This window comes from Bacillus sp. XF8 (assembly GCF_017498755.1).
Lineage (GTDB): Bacteria > Bacillota > Bacilli > Bacillales > Bacillaceae_G > Bacillus_A > Bacillus_A bingmayongensis.
On record NZ_JAGDQK010000023.1, the window covers coordinates 111,805 to 130,375 of the forward strand.

Annotated in this window: 17 protein-coding genes and 1 pseudogene; 14 read left to right on the forward strand and 4 right to left on the reverse strand. The window is 32.9% G+C overall.

The window, feature by feature from the left end:
* The first annotated feature begins 436 nt into the window (after nt 1–436).
* A complete protein-coding gene (locus J4P91_RS15685) occupies nt 437–1,072 on the forward strand; it encodes an RNA ligase family protein (RefSeq protein ID WP_207994868.1) in 636 nt (211 codons plus the stop codon).
* A gap of 480 nt (nt 1,073–1,552) precedes the next feature.
* A complete protein-coding gene (locus J4P91_RS15690; protein ID WP_207994869.1) occupies nt 1,553–2,581 on the forward strand; it encodes an oxidoreductase in 1,029 nt (342 codons plus the stop codon).
* A 90-nt stretch (nt 2,582–2,671) separates the two neighbouring features.
* On the opposite strand, the gene J4P91_RS15695 is transcribed toward J4P91_RS15690, so the two are convergent.
* Both J4P91_RS15695 and J4P91_RS15700 read right to left on the reverse strand, forming a co-directional pair.
* A complete protein-coding gene (locus J4P91_RS15695; protein WP_207994870.1) occupies nt 2,672–2,854 on the reverse strand; it encodes a hypothetical protein in 183 nt (60 codons plus the stop codon).
* Between the two features lie 45 nt (nt 2,855–2,899).
* Nucleotides 2,900–3,535 (reverse strand): TetR/AcrR family transcriptional regulator, encoded by a 636-nt coding sequence (locus J4P91_RS15700; protein WP_207994871.1) that lies wholly within the window; start codon nt 3,533–3,535, stop codon nt 2,900–2,902.
* A 137-nt stretch (nt 3,536–3,672) separates the two neighbouring features.
* Here J4P91_RS15700 and J4P91_RS15705 point away from each other — a divergent pair, with 137 nt between their 5' ends.
* The 6 genes from J4P91_RS15705 (at nt 3,673) to J4P91_RS15730 (ending at nt 9,364) form a co-directional block, all read left to right on the forward strand.
* A complete protein-coding gene (locus J4P91_RS15705) occupies nt 3,673–4,566 on the forward strand; it encodes an ABC transporter ATP-binding protein (protein WP_207994872.1) in 894 nt (297 codons plus the stop codon).
* Nucleotides 4,559–5,365, forward strand: a complete 807-nt coding sequence (locus tag J4P91_RS15710; protein WP_017151480.1) for an ABC transporter permease subunit — start codon at nt 4,559–4,561, stop codon at nt 5,363–5,365. Before J4P91_RS15705 ends, J4P91_RS15710 begins: the two co-directional genes overlap by 8 nt.
* Nucleotides 5,366–5,517: 152 nt before the next feature.
* On the forward strand, nt 5,518–6,051 hold the full coding sequence (locus tag J4P91_RS15715) for a sigma-70 family RNA polymerase sigma factor (RefSeq protein WP_017151481.1): 534 nt from the start codon (nt 5,518–5,520) through the stop codon (nt 6,049–6,051).
* Between the two features lie 12 nt (nt 6,052–6,063).
* Nucleotides 6,064–7,062, forward strand: a complete 999-nt coding sequence (locus J4P91_RS15720) for an anti-sigma factor (RefSeq protein ID WP_207994873.1) — start codon at nt 6,064–6,066, stop codon at nt 7,060–7,062.
* Nucleotides 7,063–7,123: 61 nt separating this feature from the next.
* A complete protein-coding gene (locus J4P91_RS15725; protein WP_207994874.1) occupies nt 7,124–8,173 on the forward strand; it encodes an LCP family protein in 1,050 nt (349 codons plus the stop codon).
* Nucleotides 8,174–9,202: 1,029 nt separating this feature from the next.
* The gene (locus J4P91_RS15730) at nt 9,203–9,364 is read left to right on the forward strand and encodes a hypothetical protein (protein WP_207994875.1); all 162 of its coding nucleotides are present in this window, start codon (nt 9,203–9,205) and stop codon (nt 9,362–9,364) included.
* Between the two features lie 50 nt (nt 9,365–9,414).
* Here the strand turns inward: J4P91_RS15730 and J4P91_RS15735 are convergent, their stop codons facing one another.
* Nucleotides 9,415–10,149 (reverse strand): DUF3794 domain-containing protein, encoded by a 735-nt coding sequence (locus tag J4P91_RS15735; protein ID WP_207994876.1) that lies wholly within the window; start codon nt 10,147–10,149, stop codon nt 9,415–9,417.
* Between the two features lie 491 nt (nt 10,150–10,640).
* Between J4P91_RS15735 and J4P91_RS15740 the strand changes: the two genes are divergently transcribed.
* The 4 genes from J4P91_RS15740 to J4P91_RS15755 all read left to right on the forward strand — a co-directional run bounded on the left by J4P91_RS15740 (nt 10,641) and on the right by J4P91_RS15755 (nt 17,416).
* Nucleotides 10,641–12,344 (forward strand): peptide ABC transporter substrate-binding protein, encoded by a 1,704-nt coding sequence (locus tag J4P91_RS15740; RefSeq protein WP_207994877.1) that lies wholly within the window; start codon nt 10,641–10,643, stop codon nt 12,342–12,344.
* Between the two features lie 402 nt (nt 12,345–12,746).
* Nucleotides 12,747–14,459 (forward strand): peptide ABC transporter substrate-binding protein, encoded by a 1,713-nt coding sequence (locus tag J4P91_RS15745; protein ID WP_207994878.1) that lies wholly within the window; start codon nt 12,747–12,749, stop codon nt 14,457–14,459.
* 416 nt (nt 14,460–14,875) lie between these two features.
* Nucleotides 14,876–16,576 carry a peptide ABC transporter substrate-binding protein gene (locus J4P91_RS15750; RefSeq protein WP_207994879.1) on the forward strand — a complete coding sequence of 567 codons (1,701 nt, stop codon included), beginning with the start codon at nt 14,876–14,878 and terminating at the stop codon, nt 16,574–16,576.
* A 48-nt stretch (nt 16,577–16,624) separates the two neighbouring features.
* The gene (locus tag J4P91_RS15755; protein ID WP_207994880.1) at nt 16,625–17,416 is read left to right on the forward strand and encodes a class I SAM-dependent methyltransferase; all 792 of its coding nucleotides are present in this window, start codon (nt 16,625–16,627) and stop codon (nt 17,414–17,416) included.
* A gap of 109 nt (nt 17,417–17,525) precedes the next feature.
* Here J4P91_RS15755 and J4P91_RS15760 read toward each other — a convergent pair whose 3' ends face one another.
* On the reverse strand, nt 17,526–17,867 hold the full coding sequence (locus J4P91_RS15760; RefSeq protein ID WP_207994881.1) for a hypothetical protein: 342 nt from the start codon (nt 17,865–17,867) through the stop codon (nt 17,526–17,528).
* A 141-nt stretch (nt 17,868–18,008) separates the two neighbouring features.
* Between J4P91_RS15760 and J4P91_RS15765 the strand changes: the two genes are divergently transcribed.
* Together J4P91_RS15765 and J4P91_RS15770 are read left to right on the forward strand one after the other, a co-directional pair.
* Nucleotides 18,009–18,344: a hypothetical protein gene (locus J4P91_RS15765; RefSeq protein ID WP_207994908.1), complete on the forward strand. Its 336-nt coding sequence runs from the start codon at nt 18,009–18,011 to the stop codon at nt 18,342–18,344.
* A gap of 70 nt (nt 18,345–18,414) precedes the next feature.
* A pseudogene (locus tag J4P91_RS15770) lies at nt 18,415–18,561 on the forward strand (VOC family protein); the annotation flags it as partial.
* Between the last annotated feature and the right edge of the window lie 10 nt (nt 18,562–18,571).

Here is an 18,571-nt window from a genome sequence, read left to right on the forward strand (position 1 = left end):
AAGAGATGGAAATAATGTAATAAATCCTCTAAGAAAATAGAATATAAAAAAAGAAATTTTAAAAATGATTAGCTCACAAGAGTTATTATAAATTATGTTTTTATTTTGTATATTGAGAAAATTTAGATTTTATAAAATCTTATAGAAGAATAAAGTAAATAAGATGAGATAAATTGAAAGTAAGAATATTCTTTAGGGGGCAATGACCCATGCCCATCAAACTAATATTTTAAAGTGCTCTCAAAACGAAAATTATTTCTGTACAGTCATTTATAAGTATTCAGCTTGTTTTGTCATTTAGGTGGGGGGGCGACCTCTAAAAATTCAAAAAAAGATGTGGAAATCCACATCTTTTACAATTATTAGGTAAGGATTTATTAGCTAAATTATATTTCTTTCGTGAAGCAGATACATATGCTAAGTGAGGTGTTTTTGTATGAAGATAAAATATCCAAGAACGTTTCATTTACCCTGGTCTGAGACAAAAACAGATGATGACAAGATGTTAAAAAACCTTGCCCATTTTATAGGTAAAGAAGTTATTGTTACTGAAAAGTTAGATGGAGAAAATTGTTCTATTTATCGGAACGCTATCCATGCACGGTCAATAGATAGCAATGACCATCAATCAAGACATTGGGTTAAAATGTTACAAGCTACAATTGGTTATCAAATCCCTGAAAATTGGCGAGTTTGTGAGGAAAATTTATTTGCAAAGCACTCTATTTTTTATCGGGAACTAGAAAGTTATTTTTATTTATTTTCAATTTGGGATGATAACAATATGTGTTTATCCTGGGATCAAACAATCGAATGGTCTGAAAAGTTAAGTTTAATAACAGCGCCGGTACTATACAAAGGTATGTTTGATGAAGAGAAGATAAAATCTTGTTATACCAAAAATTCGTTTTTGGGTGGAGAGCAAGAAGGATATGTTGTTCGATTAGTTGATGGATTTCATTATAATAATTTTAAAAATTCGGTTGCAAAGTTTGTAAGAGAAAATCATGTTCAAACGGATGAACATTGGTTAAATAAGAAAATCACACCAAATGAATTTAAATTAGAATAGGAGCGATCAAAAGGTTATGCCGCAAAATAAACAAAAAACCTTCGGGTAATTTTTGTTGAAAGGAAATGAGTACAATGTAATACTTTAATAGAAATATAGGGAATTTGCAAAAATATTATTTATACAGAGCTATGCGAGGTTAGTTTAACGGGAGAACGCTCAATATTAATTGAGAAGTAAAGGGTTCGAGCCCCTACCTTGAAACCAAAAACTATTATTAAAATCAGAACTTCAGTTAATTGGAGTTTTTTTGTTATAGTAATCAATTACGTGTTTAACAAATTGTAAGAAAGGACGAATTTAATTTGCTATTTCATATAAAATGTTTCAAAAACAGATTCTAAAAGTGAAGATAGAAATTTGGTTTATATGTGGAATACATCTTTTTCTTTATGATCTAAGTATGAGCAAATGGTTATGTAAATAAAATAAAAACTGATATAATAACTATGAAATCGTTCTCATAGATGGAGGCAGTATATGAAAAAAATAGGCGTAGGGATTGTAGGATTTGGATTTTCTAGTACAACATTTCACATTCCTTTATTACAAACGATTGATGAATATGATATTCGTGCTATTGTATCTTCGAAAGAAGAAGTCGTAAAGCAAACATTACCAACTGTGCAGGTTGTTAGTACGATTGGTGAATTAGTAAAACGAGACGACATTGATCTTGTTATTATTACATCACCAAATACAACGCATTTTCCATTTGTAAAAGAGGCTATTTTACATGGGAAGCATGTTGTTGTTGAAAAGCCATTTGTTGTTTCAGTTGAAGAGGGTGAAGAACTTATTACATTGGCGAAAGAACATAATGTCTTTGTTAGTGTGTATCATAATCGCCGTTTTGATAATGATTTCTTAACAATAAAGAAAGCAATTGAAGAAAAACAGATTGGAAATGTGTATACATATGAAGCGCATTTTGATCGCTTCCGTCCTCATGTACGTGACCGTTGGCGTGAAAAAAATTTACCAGGGTCAGGGATTTTATATGATCTAGGATCACATTTAATTGACCAAGCATTACATTTATTTGGAAAACCAGATGCTATTAGTGCGGATGTAGTAAAGCAACGACCTGGAGCAGAAACGGATGATTATTTCCATATTGTACTTCACTATGGATTTAAGCGTGTCATTTTACATAGTAGCAGCTATGTGAAACATGCAGGACCTCATTTTAATGTTCATGGAGATAAAGGTTCGATTGTAAAATATGGTATGGATTCACAAGAAGAGCAATTAAAAGCGGGTATGAAGCCAGGTGATACAGGATATGGTGAAGATAGTGAAGCTAATTTTGCTGTCTTAGAAACAGAAGAAGAATTAAATCATATTCCGACAGAAGTTGGATGTTATGATATGTATTATAAAGGAATTCGTGATAGTATTGTAAATGGAGCGCCAGTTCCTGTAACAGCCGAAGAAGGTTTACAAGTTATCCGTGTTATTCAAGCAGCTATTGAAAGTAATGAAACAGGTAGAGTCATTTCATTATAGATCATAAAAAAGACACGATCTCGTGTCTTTTTTATGATTTTCGGGATTGAAACATGCGTTGAATTTGATTAGATATACAATAAAATTCTTTTAGTATTTATCAAAAAAATTTTTAATTGCTTCTAGCTGTATATTATGACTACATTGCTCACAATTGTATTTTCCCTTTCTATTTTCTTTAAAGCGTTTGTATATTTGAGTTCCTTCGTATACCTTAAATATTTGTCTACAACTCATACAAATTACCTCATAAAAAAGCTTATTATGTGGCATGTAATATTCCCCTTTAACCTTAATAAGTCAATTCAAATTGTCATTTTAATTTTTGTGATTCATATTTTCAGGGTTAGAAAGTCCATAGAAAAACATCGTAACAATATCTTGTATATGCTTTTCACGATCTCCTTCCAAAAATTGAAGCCCGTAGTCATCACCAAGTTTGCTAAACATTTGGATGTATAGTAACATCATTTCTTTTGAAAGATTGGGGTTAATTTCATTTTTATGCTGCGCATTTTCTAATATCTTTAAAAACCAAGGTAGGACGGTTTCATTTTGATAACTATATATAAATGCACGAAGCTCTGAATCTTTTTGTATGATTTGCAATAGCATGTCAGGGTGAAATATACCGCCTCTTTCCATCTTCCTAACAATCATTTTATGCATCATTTCATGAAAAGGCATGTTTTCAGATGCTAGCTCTTTATAGTATTGGAATTCAGTTGTCGCAAATTCTTGAATAAGCTCCCTAAAAAGTGCATCTTTACTACCAAAATGATTATAAATGGTAACTTGAGATACTTTTGCTTTTTTTGCAATATCCTCTATTTTTACATCATTAAATCCACGTTCTGAAAATAATAACAATGCCGCGTCTTTAATAGCACGTTTTTTCTTTTCTTTTACTTTTTCAAAACCGTTCAATACAATCACCTCATTTAAAATATACAAGAAAACAGAGATGGAAACAATAATTTTGAAATATAGACATAAAGATATTTCAAAAATTTGTTGCTAATTTAAGGGGGGAGGAGTACAATAATTTTGAAATATAAACAATGAAATATTTCAAAAAATGAGGTGGAATAATGATTTCAGTCCAAAATGTCACAAAACAATTTTCAAGTGGGAAAGGGTTATTTGATATTACATTTCAAGTAAAAGAAGGTGAAGTTTTCGGATACCTTGGACCAAATGGTGCGGGGAAATCAACAACGATTCGTCATTTAATGGGCTTTATAAAGCCGACAGCTGGTCATACAGAAATTTTTGGATTAGACTGCTGGAATGAAGCTGCGAAAATTCAAAGAGAAGTTGGTTATTTGCCAGGAGAAATTTCTTTTATAGAAGGAATGAACGGATTAGAATTCTTAAAACTTATGCAAGGTATGCGGGGATTGAAAGATATAAAGAGACGTGATGAGCTCATTGAAAGATTACAATTTGATGTAAAAACGCCAATCCGAAAAATGTCTAAAGGGATGAAACAAAAAGTAGGAATTGTTGCTGCATTTATGCACGATCCAGAAGTGCTGATTTTAGATGAACCAACATCAGGATTAGATCCGCTTATGCAACAAACTTTTATAGATTTAATATTAGAGGAAAAACAAAAAGGAAAGACAATTCTCATGTCATCACATATTTTTACAGAGATTGAGCGGACATGTGACCGAGTAGCTATTATTAAAGATGGTCGCCTTGTAACGGTAGAAAATATTCATGATTTACAGGGCATGAGAAGACAGGTAATGGATATAACGCTTTCGGCTCAAGAAGAAATACGTTCTTTACAAAAGGAAAATTTACAATTTGAAGAGGTTAGGGGGAATACAGCATCCATTATTGTACAGGGGAATTATCAGAAAGTATTACAAATACTTGCACAATATAATGTGAAAGCACTTCAAACGAGGGCGATGGATCTAGAACATTTATTTATGCATTATTATGATGCGAAAGAGGGTGTGAAACATGAATAAACAGCTGTTTTTAGCTAGTTTTAAGGAAAATCAAAAAAGTATATGGAGTTATTCGATTGGTGCGGCTCTTTATTTATGGTTATTAATTTGGATATTTCCATCACTCGTATCTGCAAAAGGGTTAAATGAAATGATAGGTGCCATGCCAGATAGTGTGAAAAAAATTGTTGGTATGGAAACTCCAATTCAAAATGTAAGTGATTTTTTAGCTGGTGAATACTATGGTATGTTATTCATTATCATATTGACAATTTTTAGTGTAACGGTTGCTACACATGTAATGGCTCGTTATGTAGATAAAGGAGCGATGGCTTATTTGTTAGCAACACCTGTATCTAGAGTGAAAATCGCAATAACACAAGGCGTAGTTCTTATTCTAGGATTACTGATTATTATACTTGCGACGTATGGGGCTGGTGTATTAGGAGCAGAGTGGTTCTTGAAAGATAACAATTTAAATCAAGAAGTATTTTTCAAAATGAATTTAGTTGGGGGTCTGTTATTTTTCGTAGTTAGTGCTTATTCATTTTTATTCTCTTGTATATGTAATGATGAAAGAAAAGCTCTTAGTCTTTCTGCCAGTGTTACAATTTTGTTTTATTTACTAGATATGGTAGGGAAATTAAGTGATAAGCTAGAATGGATGAGAAATATATCATTATTTACGTTATTTCGACCAAAAGAAATTGTGGCAGGGACATATAACATATGGCCGGTAAGTATTGGATTAACTTGCGGTGCGATTTGTATTTTTACAGTAGCAATTGTGTTGTTCAAGAAGAGAGACTTACCACTATAGACAAATAGGGTTGAAAAGATAGTTAGTTCATAAAGGAATTAACTATCTTTTTTAATTTCTAGAAAATTTTAAAAAAAACGAACCTTTTTCCTCACAAATCCGTCTAATAAGTATAAAGTTTTATTGAGAGAAATAAAACAGGAGGATAAACAGTGAAAGTAATACCGTTATATAAAACTATAATGAAAGAAGAGACAGATGTTTCTTTAGCTAAAAAAGGTGATCATGAAGCATTTACTTCATTAATACATACGCATAAAGTAAAACTTTATCGAATTGCGAAAGCGATGTTACATGATGAAGCTGATATAGAAGATTCGATACAAACAACAATTTTGAAAGCATATGAAAATATAAAAAAGCTTAAACATGAACAATTCTTTCAAACATGGTTAATACGAATTTTAATTAATCAGTGCAATGAAATGATACGGTCTCATAAAAAAGTAGTGGCAATGGAAGAAAATAATTATCAGATGGTAGTATTTGATCATTATGAAGATTTAGATCTTCATAATGCAATTCATTCTTTAAGTGAAGAATTAAGAGCTGTAACAGTTCTCTATTATTACGAAGATATGAATCAGGAAAATATTGCAACACTATTAGAAATTCCAAAAGGTACAGTTAAATCCAGGCTGTCGAGAGCGAGAGAACAACTGCAAAAGTTATTAAAAATGGAATAGGAGGTGTATACGATGGATAAGAACCAATTGTTTGATGAAAAACTGAAAAAGCGAATAGAACGAGAGAAGGCAATACTACCAGAGCATTTAAATCAGAAAATTAATGATACATTACATAATCTGCCGGTTAAAAAGAAGTCTTATAGAGTTCAAGTTATGGCTGTTAGTGCGGCAATAATGGTATTTTCAATCATTTCTATGTTTGAATTTTCCGTGCAAAGCTTTGCACAAAAAGGTGGAGTATTTGAATATGTAACGAAAAAAGCATTTTCAGATTATGAAAATGAGGAAGAGACAAAATCTAACGTGAATTATCCTGAAAAAGAAAAAATTCACCAAAAAATGCTTGATTCAATTGATCATTTTAAAAATGTTACGGGGCAATTTGAAGAGTACTCTAGTTCATCACGCTTAATTACTACTTATAAGTATGCAATTGATACAAGAAATCAGAAAGGGATTTCTTCTAAAGAGGGTCGTCAGTCAAAAAAAATGACAGTTTTATATAACAAAGGAAAAAAGCGAGAATTTAATGATAAAGATTATACCTATAAAGAAGTGAGTTGGGAGCCAGAACCTAAAAATAAAGGCTTACTAAAATTAACGCCTACCGAAAGGACCTTTAATAAAGTGGGAGAGAAAAAGCGGTATGATGATGAATATGTCGGACTAGCTAAATATAGTATTCAATCGGAGTTTGCAGATTTGTTAATTAGATATAAAGATTGGAATTTTAAAGAAACAAAATATCTAGGATTAGATTGTTACAAAATAGAGGGCGTTATAAATATAGAGATGCCTTTAAGCACATCTGAAGACTTAAGAGGAAAATTCGAAATGATTGTAGAGAAAAATACGGGGATTATGTTGAACTTTTTGAGCTTTCATAATGGAATGATCCAGTATTCGATTACTACAGAAAAGATACAAATAAACAAAGGGATTGATGAAAACGTATTTCAAAAAGATGTTTCTTCATATGAAAAATTGAAAAGCGTATTGAATAAATAATGATTTTGTTATTTTGCTAGTTTTTAATTTGTATAGAATAATACATATCGGGGGAACTAATATGGAGAAGAATTTACTTTCACGCGAAAAAAAGAATAAGAAAAAATATAAAACAAGAAAAGTGATAGGGATATTTTTAGGGGTGTTTTTGGCTGCTGGAATAGGATATGGTGCGTACCTGTACAATAAAGCTTCAAATGCAGTACAAAAAGCTTCTCTCAGTCTAGCACGTGGTGAAAAATCTGATTTACGTGAGGAAGCTGTAAAGCCAATAACAAATAATGTTTCCCTTTTAATTATGGGGATTGATGAAAATCAAGAGCGCCAAAAAGAATATAATGGTGCATTTCATACAGATGCATTATTACTAGCGACTTTTAATAAGGATGATAAGACAGTTAAATTAATAAGTATACCACGTGATACGTATACATATATTCCTATTGAAAAGAAAAAAGATAAAATAACACATGCATATGGCAGAGGTTTTGTAAAGAGAGGAAAGGATGGAGGACCACAAGCTTCTGTTGAAGCAGTAGAAAATTTATTACATGTACCGGTGGATTATTTTGTGAAATTTAATTTCAATTCCTTTATAAAAATTGTTGATGATTTAGGTGGTATTGAAGTAGATGTTCCGATTGAGTTTTCTGAACAAAATAGTAAAGATGAACCTGATGCTATTCATTTGAAAAAAGGGATGCAAAAATTAACAGGAGAAGAAGCGCTGGCTCTTGCGCGAACACGTCATATTGATAGTGATGCTATGAGAGGACAGCGTCAACAGCTTGTTATTGAGGCAATCTTGCAAAAAATAAAAAGTGTAGGATCTGTTACGAAAGTAGGAAAGATGATTGATGCAGTTGATGATGATTTTAAGACAAACTTAGCTCTGGCGGATATGCTGTCGTTTTATAAATATGGATTAAATACTTCAATAGAGAAAATTCAATTAGCTGGAGATGATTTATATTTACCGAATGGGCCGAAAGGTGAACGAGTCTATTATTATAATCCGGATACAAAGAGTTTAAGAGAACTTAGCAATATACTTCAAACGCATCTTGGATTAAGTGAAGAGCAAACTAAAAAAGAAAGTGGAGAGAGTTAAGGGATATAAAAAACACAATATAAGTATTTTTTAGTAAAGCAGATCATTATAAATATCTGCTTTTTTGTTTGAATGATAAAGTGAAGGAAAATAAATTCGGTGGAATAAAGTGAAACTTTAATCAGTGGGGGGGGGTTCTTCATCCCCCACTGATTAAAAGCCCTTACCAATCGGGCTTTTACGGGCAGTTTATCTCCCACCTAACTTATTTGTTCTTGGTGAATTTTGAGATGGGAGTTTTACTGCTCGCAAATAGCGGGATGAAAAACAAATAGTATGTCATTATTTTTAAATGAGATATACTATTTTAAGAGTAGAATAATGGTATAACATAATAGTATAGTTTGAACTGAGTAACAAGGGGGCTTCTAAAAAAATACATTCTATAATCGGTTTATATAATTAAAAGGGGAACAAGCAAAACAGGGGAGTATAGACAGATGAGAATTGTAAAGAATATAACATTTCAAGCAGAGGATAGTATTTCATTAAAAGTAACAACTACTGCTTCAAGTAATACAACAGATACTGTAATACAAGCTGATATGTTCTGAGAATTCTATAACAAAGGAAGCAGAATATAGTTCAACTGATAAATGAAAGTTCGAAATTCTTTTGAAACAGTTGTATAGATGTTTCAAGAATACGGTATCCTTTTTATTTTGGAGCCAAGCAGCTAACAAAAACTAACTACTCGACTCCAAAAAACATGGGTTGAAGAAATGGGTAGCTACATTATTGACGGAATATCTATTGAATAATCATATTGAAAATTTATTATTAGTTTAAATGTTTAATAATTGTAAATTAAGACGTTTTTAAATTACGGTTGATTCCAAAAAAGTGAAACACTAACAAAATATAAAGTTATTAAAAGAGCAGCTCCTATAAGAACACATAAAAAAGCCTTTGTCCATAAATTTTTCATCAATAGATCTCCTTTATGAAGAATATTAACATCTATCCAGAATTTGAACAAAATAATCCTTTGAATAGAAAACTAACTTGGACGGAGGGGAAGCGTATCGGATGAGCCAACTGTCATTCTTTGAAGGCATCGATGAAAAAGAGATGCGTAGACTTGTGGTGAAAGAGCTGAAAAACTACAAAGCGCTAAGCGTCTGGATGAAAAATCAAGAAAAAAATTCGAGCAGGATGTGCGGTTCTTTTTCTGAGTTAGGGATTATTTGAAAATTAAATTCTAATTGAATGGGACTCTTTTTGCACCAGAATCTACGTTTCTAACAATTATTGTTTGTATCAGAACCAAATTCCACTTGTTGTATTTGTAAAACTTTCAAAGTAAGATCTAATACTACTTTTTCACGAATCTTATAAAATTCTTTATTTATAGGCGTAGGACATGGAGCGAAATCTAGTTCAAAGAAATCTGCACGTATTAATTCACAAAACGGTTGCTCATTATAGAAAACAGTATTTTCAAAGAAAAACTTATCCAAACGAGGGAAATCGCCATCTTTAGGATTAATGAATTGTGATCTATTTGCGGAACCAGCAGCGATAAGTGGAAGAGTGATGAAGTCATCTTCAGTTAAATCAGCAAAACCAGAAAATGGAACATTCGCGGTTCGATATTGAAGGATTCCATTACAATCATCAGTAGCATATTCGATATTTTTACGAATATAACCTTTCACAAATAATTTTGCTCGCGTTACTTCACGGTATCCTGTTTTATTAAAGTTTTGGAACGCAACTGGTACAAGTTTACATTGTGTTAAAAATACATCCTTTAACACTCGTTTAATTTCTACTGCTGCAGGGTGAAGATCAATATGTGCTTCTACGACAATTTGAATTGTTCTCTCTGCCAAAACAACGGGGAATTTCACCCGTGCACTTGGTCTAACAATAGCTGGTGCAGGTGAATTAGTAAGTGGAATTTGAGTTTGCCCTGGAACTGAACATGGTACAAAAATTGGACAGTGCGCGTTATTTGGACATTGTTTACTCATATTAATATCCCTCCTCTTTCTAATACATTTAGAATTTGAACATTTTGGTTACGTTATTAATATATTCTCTTTTTCCATGTATGATTGTGCTTGTATAATAGTTGTTTTTATTACAAGACTGGTGTAAATAGCCGGATAAAGAGTCAGCTTAGCTGACTCTTTTTATTTTATTAAGAAAGGATTTTCTAAAATTATACACTATTTATTAACAATAATTTACAAATATTTTCTTTAACATTGGAATAAATAGAAGAAAAACCCTATGTGTATAGTAATAAAAGAAAAAATCCATATCAATATAATGGAATGTTTATGAATATTACTGTAATAAAATAATTTTTCTAAAATTTTTAATAATAACACTTTACAAAAATCAAAAAATTAGTAGAATAATAATTAATAGTAATCTTCTGATAAATATATAAAGAAAAATAGAATTATCAGAAATTTCTTAATCTAGAAGCGTACAGGAAATAGGGAGGGTACAAAAAGTGAAAAAGAAAAAGATGAAAAAACTAACAGCAGTCGTAGCACCAGTTTTAGCAATGAGTATGGCATTAACAGCATGTTCTACATCAGGTGATGATAAGAAAGCAAGTACGAATTCAAGCGGAAGTGATAGCAAATCAGGTGAGAAATTAGCAGCAAAACAAGTGCTGAATCGTACAGAAACAAACGAAATTCCAACAATGGATACATCAAAAAATACAGACACTCTTGGATCACAAATTTTAGGGAATACAATGGAAGGGTTATATCGCCTTGATAAAGATAATAAGCCAATCCCAGCTGCAGCTGAATCAAGCACGAAAAGTGAGGATGGGAAAAAATATACATTTAAGCTTCGTAAAGATGCAAAATGGTCAAACGGTGATCCAGTAACAGCGAAAGACTTCGTGTTTGCATGGCAACGGTTAGTGGATCCAAAGACAGCTGCAGAATATGCATTTATTGCGTACCCTATTAAAAATGCAGAAGCAATCAGTCAAGGAAAAGCAGAAGTTTCAACATTAGGTGTAAAGGCAGTTGACGATTATACACTTGAAGTTGAACTAGATAGTCCAGTGCCATACTTCTTAAATTTAACAGCATTCCCATCGTATTATCCATTAAATGAAAAGTTTGTAAAGGAAAAAGGAGATAAATACGGTTTAGAATCTGATACAGTCGTTTACAATGGGCCGTTTGTTTTAACAGATTGGAAGCATGAAGAGGGCTGGAAGTTGAAGAAAAATGATAGTTATTGGGATAAAAAGAATGTGAAGTTAGACGAAATTAATTATAGTGTTGTAAAAGATATGGCAACTCGTGTAAATCTATATGATAGCGGTCAAATTGACTTCACTTTATTAAGTGGGGAGTTTGTTGATAAATATAGAGCGAAAGAAGGAGAATTTGGCGTATATTCGGAACCAAGTACGTTCTTCTTACGTTTAAATCAAAAACGTGCTGGTCAAGATACGCCGCTAAAGAGCAAGAAATTACGTGAAGCAATTGCGCTGTCCATTAATAAAAAGGATTTAGCAAATGTAATTTTAAATGATGGTTCTAAACCAGCTGATTTCTTAGTACCAAAAGGATTAGCGACTGGACCGGATGGTAAAGATTTCCAAGAGGAGTTTAAAAATGGTCTAAAACACGATACGAAAAAAGCAGCTGCAGCTTGGGAAGAAGCGAAGAAAGAGCTTGGTAAAGATCAAGTGACACTTGAATTCTTAAACTATGATACAAGTAATGCGAAAAAAGTTGGTGAATATGTAAAAGATCAAATCGAGAAAAATTTAAAAGGTGTAACAGTAAATATTAAAATGCAGCCATTTAAACAAAAGCTAAAATTAGAAACTGAGCAAGATTATGATTTCTCATATGGTGGTTGGAGCCCAGATTATGCGGATCCAATGACATTCTTAGATATGTTTGAGTCTAATCATTCTCATAACCAAATGAGCTTCTCAGATTCTAAGTATGATGAAATCATTAATAAGGCATCAACGGAATTAATGACGGATGCGAAGAAACGTTGGGAAGAGTTAGGGAAGGCAGAAAAACTGTTGCTTGAAGAAGATGTAGCGCTTGTACCATTACATCAAAATGCTAGATCGTATGTAATGAAACCAAACGTAAAAGGTGTTGTAAAACATAATATCAGTCCAGAATACAGCTTCAAGTGGGCTTATGTAACAGAGGAAAAATAGTAAGTAATGAAGATAAAAGCATTTCTAAAGGTAGAGCATCTACTTTTGGAGGTGCTTTTTTCTATGTAATGAATTTTGTTTAGAGAGACTTCCGTTACTAGAAGGCGATATTTGATGACACCATCGTACATAAAAGATTTTAATGATAATTAGAAATTTAAAGAACTGGAGAAGAACAAGAAGTATATTGCTTTCATATAGTGAATGGGGAGAATTTGTATAGTAGTGTAACCAAAATATATTGTTATTACAGCAGAAAATATTTTTTATAATCTTAAAAAATAACTTTACAAAGCATAAAAAAAAAGTAGAATATTAATTAATAAGAATTTTCTGATAATACGAATATATCAGAAAACCACTAAGGGTAGCATCGTACATATAATTAGGGAGGGTACACAAATGAGGAAGAAAAAGATGAAAAAGCTCACAGCGGTTGTAGCACCAGTTTTGGCAATGAGCATGGCATTATCCGCATGCTCGGGATCAGGCGGGGATAAGAAGACAAGTACAACGTCTAATAGTGGGGAAGAGAAAAAATCTGATATTAAATATGCAGCAAAACAAGTATTAAATCGTACAGAGAATCAGGAAATTCCAACAATGGATACTTCGAAATCAACAGATACACTTGGGGCACAAATTTTAGGGAATACAATGGAAGGGTTATATCGCCTTGATAAAGATAATAAACCAATCCCAGCTGTGGCAGAATCTAGTACGAAAAGTGAGGATGGTAAAAAATATACGTTTAAGCTTCGTAAAGATGCAAAATGGTCAAATGGTGATCCAGTAACGGCACATGATTTCGCATTTGCATGGAAGCGCTTACTAGCTAAAGAGACAGCTGCTGAATATGCATTTATTGCTTACTATATTAAAAACGCAGAAGCAATTAATAAAGGAGAAGCAGATGCATCGACATTAGGTGCAAAAGCAGTAGATGACTATACACTTGAGGTAGAATTAGAAAAACCTGTTCCATATTTCTTAAATTTAATGGCTTTCCCATCGTATTACCCATTAAATGAAAAATTTGTAAAAGAAAAAGGAGATAAATTTGGTTTAGAGGCGGATACAGTTTTATATAACGGACCGTTCGTTATGTCAGAGTGGAAGCATGAGCAAGGTTGGAAATTGAAGAAAAACGATAATTATTGGGATAAAAAGAGTGTGAAACTAGAAGAAATTAATTATAGTGTTGTAAAAGAAGTAGCTACAAAAGTGAACTTATATGATACTGATGCAATTGACTTTACATTATTATCAGGAGAGTTTGTTGATAAATATAAATCGAAGAAAGATGAATATGGTGAGTATGCAGAATCAAGTACTTTCTTCTTACGTTTAAATGAAAAACGTGGTGGTCAAGATACGCCGCTGAAAAATAAAAAGTTACGTGAAGCAATTGCGTTATCAATTGATAAAAAAGGTTTAGCAAATGTTATCTTAAACAACGGATCCAAACCAACGGATCAATTAGTACCAAAAGGACTAGCAAAAGGTCCGGATGGTAAAGATTTCACAGAGACATTTAAAAATGGTTTAAAGCAAGATACGAAAAAAGCAGTCGCAGCATGGGAAGAAGCGAAAAAAGAGCTTGGTAAAGACCAAGTGGCAATTGAATTGTTAAGTTATGATGATGGAACAGCGAAAAAAGTTGCTGATTATGTAAAAGACCAAATTGAGAAAAATTTAAAAGGTGTAACAATTAATACGAAAATCCAGCCATTTAAACAAAAGTTAAAACTAGAGACAGAGCAAGACTATGAAATCTCTTACGCAGGTTGGAGCCCAGACTATGCGGATCCAATGACATTTATCGATATGTTTGAAACGAAGAGTTCATATAATCAAATGAGTTATTCCAATCCAAAATACGATGAAATGGTTAAACAAGCAGGAAATGAATTATTGTCTGATGTGAAAAAACGTTGGGAAGTGTTAGGAAAAGCAGAGAAATTATTGCTTGAAGAAGATGTAGCGATGATTCCTTTATATCAAAGAGGAAATGCGTATGTAATGAAACCAAATGTAAAGGGAATTGTAAAACATAATATTAGCCCAGAGTACAGCTTCAAGTGGGCATATGTAGAGGAGAAAGGCGGAAAATAATAAGAGTTAGAAAGCATTTCCAGAGGTAAATACACTACTTTTGGAGGTGCTTTTTCATGGGAAGAATCTGGTTAATCAATTTGAATTGATTAAGAGCGGAAGAGAGAATTAAAGGAATGTCTTACATTCAAATGATTTATAACGAGAAAGAATCATATATAATAGCATTCAAAAAATAGAAAAGAATAAGAAGGTTTTGATGCTCATATAGTAGATGGGGAGAATCTTGTAATAGTGCTATTAAAAAGTGAATTATTATTATAGAAAAATTATTTTCAGAATTTTTTAAAAATAAACTTTACAAACTTGAAAAAAACAGTAGAATATTAATTAATAAGAATCTTCTGATAACTTAATAGATATCAGGATATCTCTCGAGATTAGCATCGTACATATAAATTAGGGAGGGGACACAAATGAAAAAGGTGAAGAAACTAACAGCGGTTGTAGCACCAGTTTTAGCGGTAAGTATGGCATTATCGGCATGCTCAGGATCAGGTGAGGATAAGAAGACAAGTACAACGTCTAATAGTGGGGAAGAGAAGAAATCTGATATTAAATATGCAGCAAAACAAATACTAAATCGTACAGAAACAAATGAAATTCCAACGATGGACACTTCTAAAAACACGGATACTCTGGGATCTCAAATTTTAGGGAATACAATGGAAGGGCTATATCGTCTTGATAAAGATAATAAGCCAATCCCAGCGGTCGCAGAATCTAGCACGAAGAGTGAGGATGGTAAAAAATATACATTCAAGCTTCGTAAAGACGCAAAATGGTCAAACGGTGACCCAGTAACAGCGAAAGATTTCGTGTATGCATGGCAGCGGTTAGTAGATCCAAATACAGCTGCAGAGTACGCATTTATTGCATACTATATTAAAAATGCAGAAGCGATCAATCAAGGGAAAGCGGAAGTGTCTACATTAGGTGCAAAAGCAGTGGATGATCACACACTTGAAGTAGAACTGGAAGGACCAACCCCATATTTCTTAAATTTAACGGCATTTGTATCGTATTATCCACTAAATGAAAAGTTCGTAAAAGAAAAGGGAGATAAATACGGTTTAGAATCTGATACTACAGTTTATAATGGACCATTCATTTTAACAGATTGGAAACATGAAGAAGGCTGGAAGCTGAAGAAAAATGATAGTTACTGGGATAAAAAGAATGTGAAACTAGAGGAAATTAACTACAGTGTTGTAAAAGATATGGCAACTCGTGTGAATCTATATGACAGTGGCCAAATTGACTTTACTTTACTAAGTGGTGAATTTGTTGATAAATATAGAAACAAAAAAGGTGAGTTTGGAACATATTCAGAACCAAGTACATTCTACTTACGTTTAAACCAAAAACGTGGTGGTCAAGATACACCATTAAAGAGTAAAAAATTACGTGAAGCAATTGCGTTATCCATTAATAAAAAGGATTTAGCAAATGTCATTTTAAATGATGGTTCGAAACCAGCTGATTACTTAGTACCAAAAGGATTAGCGAACGGACCGAACGGAAAAGACTTCCAAGAAACGTATAAAAATGGTCTAAAACAGGACGCTAAAAAAGCAGCGGCAGCTTGGGAAGAAGCGAAGAAAGAGCTTGGAAAAGATCAAGTAACGCTTGAATTTTTGAACTATGATACAAGTAACGCCAAAAAAGTTGGTGAATATGTAAAAGATCAAATTGAGAAAAATTTAAAAGGTGTAACAGTAAACATTAAAATGCAGCCGTTCAAACAAAAACTGAAATTAGAATCTGATCAAGATTACGATTTCTCATATGGTGGCTGGAGCCCAGACTATGCGGATCCAATGACATATTTAGATATGTTTGAATCAACAAACTCTCAAAACCAAATGAGTTATTCAAATCCGAAATATGATGAAATCATCAAACAAAGTAAGACTGAATTAATGGCGGATGCGAAGAAACGTTGGGAAGAGTTAGGCAAGGCTGAAAAACTGTTACTAGAAGAAGATGTAGCACTTGTACCATTACATCAAAATGCTAGATCGTATGTAATGAAACCAAACGTAAAAGGAATCGTAAAACATAACATCAGTCCAGAATACAGCTTCAAGTGGGCTTATGTAACAGAGGAAAAGTAAGTAACGAAGATAAAAGCATTTCTAAGGAGAAATAACTCTACCTTAGAAATGCTTTTTTATTTTGCACCGTTTTTTATTTGCATGAATATAGCTAATGTAGAAAAAATGAAGGAGAGTCCTATGAAAAGGAACGTATACATTGATTTTTTGGCTTATTACGGAATTGGGAGTGCACATCCTGGCGGTTTTACGTTAACGAAACAGTTATTGGAACAGTTGCCATTACATCGTGAAGCAAATGTGCTTGAAATAGGATGCGGAACAGGGCGGACGGCAGCTTATATGAAAAAACGATTTGGTTACAATGTAACGGCAATTGAAAATAATGAAATCATGATCCAAAAGGCAAAAGATAGATGGTTACAAGAGCAATTACCCATCGAACTGATTAAAGGAAACGCGGAACAGTTGCCGTTTTTGAATGAGCAATTTGACCTTATATTAGGAGAATCTGTACTTGCTTTTACAAACAAAGAGCAGGTGATTCCTGAATGTTATCGTGTCTTGCAAAAGAACGGGAAACTTGTGGTCATTGAAATGATCATTGAGAAGCATTTAACAAAAGAAGAAGAGGATAAAATAATAAAATTTTATGGAATAAAGGAGTTACAAACAGAAAAGGAATGGATTGATGTATTTCAAATGACAAACTTCAAAAGAATAACGATTGTAGGTGGAGGAACGATTGCCGAGACGGTTGCAGGACATATGGAGCAGCCAGAATGGAACTTGTCACATTTTATTCCGGCCCAATTGTATGATGCATGGGTACAGCACGAGCAAGTATTGCAAATGTACCAACATATTTTAGGGCATCGTGTATTTATTTGTGAAAAATAAAAAGCAGACTAAAAAATCTGCTTTATTTATTCGTGTATGATAGGGCAATTCTATTTCATTATTTTTGAAAAAGGAGTTGACTAAAAAATACAGTCAGCTCCTTTATATATTAGATGAAAAATAATGCTGCTAAAGCAATACCAAAAATAAAACCGAAAGCTAATTCAACAGCACCACCTCCGCAAAATCCTCTACCACAACCTCTATCAAAACCAAATCCACAACGGTTACATTGACGTAATCCACCACAAAAGTCACAGCCGCCATTTGCATATGCATCATAGTATCCAAAACCTGTATCAAAAGATGGACGATGAATCGGCTCAATCCAAACAGAATCATCTGTTACGTCAACTATTTTACCTAGATGAATATAACCATCGCGATCTTCAATTCGTACAACTTTACCAAAATAACGTCGGCAAGTATTATAACATTTTTGACGATGCACGTTCTTTCCTCCTTCCGTGTTACAGTAATACGATATGTTAATAGGACAAGTACGGCTTGTACGATTGACCTAAGTTTCATAATTGTTACGAGAAAGGGAAAAGATATAGGGAGAGTGTATGTGAAAAAGGAGTGGGACAATATGGAACCTAAAGATCAATTTCAAACATATGAAGTTCCTTGGAATGAATTTACGAATGCTCTTCGTATTGAAATGGAAAAGCAAGTGGGAGCAGATATTATTGATAGGATTGTTTGTGATTTAGCAGATGGATTTGAAGTGTATACATATATACAAGGGGATTTGGATTTTGAATATGAAGAAGCACTTGAACGGAAATTTGGAAGTGATGGGGAAATCCCCAACTTGTTAACAGTTATGTTATTAGCAAGTATTTATCATACAAGCGAAGAGAATATCCGTCTACACGCGGATCGTAAAGACAATCCTATTGTTGAAGTATATGTGAAGCAATAAAACACGCTGTTATAGGCGTGTTTTTTATTTGGATGATAAGATGATAGGAAATTCCAACTTTTAGGAGGGAGGAAATGGTTTTGCAGTTATGTTTGATGATGATGGATTTATATTAACTTTGATGAAAGGGAAAGAGGTACAGTATCCTAAAACATTTCATGTGGGATTTCCACATGAAAATGAAGAACAGGTGAATAAGATTAATCAACGTTTGAAGTACTTTGCTA

Excerpts from the sequence above, each read along its gene's own strand:
- J4P91_RS15685 (WP_207994868.1), top strand. The coding sequence starts at position 437 with ATGAAGATAAAATATCCAAGAACGTTTCATTTACCCTGGTCTGAGACA.
- J4P91_RS15690 (WP_207994869.1), top strand. The coding sequence starts at position 1,553 with ATGAAAAAAATAGGCGTAGGGATTGTAGGATTTGGATTTTCTAGTACA.
- J4P91_RS15695 (WP_207994870.1), bottom strand. The coding sequence starts at position 2,854 with ATGCCACATAATAAGCTTTTTTATGAGGTAATTTGTATGAGTTGTAGA.
- J4P91_RS15705 (WP_207994872.1), top strand. The coding sequence starts at position 3,673 with ATGATTTCAGTCCAAAATGTCACAAAACAATTTTCAAGTGGGAAAGGG.
- J4P91_RS15710 (WP_017151480.1), top strand. The coding sequence starts at position 4,559 with ATGAATAAACAGCTGTTTTTAGCTAGTTTTAAGGAAAATCAAAAAAGT.
- J4P91_RS15720 (WP_207994873.1), top strand. The coding sequence starts at position 6,064 with ATGGATAAGAACCAATTGTTTGATGAAAAACTGAAAAAGCGAATAGAA.
- J4P91_RS15725 (WP_207994874.1), top strand. The coding sequence starts at position 7,124 with ATGGAGAAGAATTTACTTTCACGCGAAAAAAAGAATAAGAAAAAATAT.
- J4P91_RS15730 (WP_207994875.1), top strand. The coding sequence starts at position 9,203 with ATGAGCCAACTGTCATTCTTTGAAGGCATCGATGAAAAAGAGATGCGT.
- J4P91_RS15735 (WP_207994876.1), bottom strand. The coding sequence starts at position 10,149 with ATGAGTAAACAATGTCCAAATAACGCGCACTGTCCAATTTTTGTACCA.
- J4P91_RS15745 (WP_207994878.1), top strand. The coding sequence starts at position 12,747 with ATGAGGAAGAAAAAGATGAAAAAGCTCACAGCGGTTGTAGCACCAGTT.
- J4P91_RS15750 (WP_207994879.1), top strand. The coding sequence starts at position 14,876 with ATGAAAAAGGTGAAGAAACTAACAGCGGTTGTAGCACCAGTTTTAGCG.
- J4P91_RS15755 (WP_207994880.1), top strand. The coding sequence starts at position 16,625 with ATGCTTTTTTATTTTGCACCGTTTTTTATTTGCATGAATATAGCTAAT.
- J4P91_RS15765 (WP_207994908.1), top strand. The coding sequence starts at position 18,009 with ATGGAACCTAAAGATCAATTTCAAACATATGAAGTTCCTTGGAATGAA.